The organism is Pseudoalteromonas sp. S3785, from assembly GCF_005887365.1.
Classification (GTDB): domain Bacteria; phylum Pseudomonadota; class Gammaproteobacteria; order Enterobacterales; family Alteromonadaceae; genus Pseudoalteromonas.
This window is the reverse complement of the sequence record NZ_PNCT01000217.1, coordinates 1-281: the sequence shown is the minus strand read 5'-3', so window position 1 is coordinate 281 and position 281 is coordinate 1. Positions and strand designations below refer to the sequence as shown.

General features: G+C 41.6%; 1 protein-coding gene. It reads left to right on the top strand.

Going from position 1 to position 281, the window contains the following annotated elements; all coding sequences use genetic code 11:
* On the top strand, positions 1-245 hold a 245-nt coding region (locus CWC17_RS19205), incomplete at its 5' end, for a helix-turn-helix domain-containing protein (RefSeq protein WP_138614655.1).
* Between the last annotated feature and the right edge of the window lie 36 nt (positions 246-281).

Sequence of the window (281 nt, the reverse complement as noted above, 5' to 3'; positions counted from 1 at the left end):
AAGGGCAAAAGGTCATAGACCCAGAGCTTGCCATTAACGCACATGATCACGCCGAACCGCTCACCGAAAAAGAGAGAAAAGCCATTAAGCTTGCAAGCGATGGCTTAAAAACAATCGAGATAGACAAAGAGCTGTTTATAAGCGAGGGTACAACTCGTAATTATTTATCCGATGCTATCGCAAAACTCAACGACACTAACCGTGTAGATTCAGCGCGTATTGACAAGAAAAAAGTCTGGTTATAGTCTCGCTTATATTAAGTGATGATTAATGCCATAGAG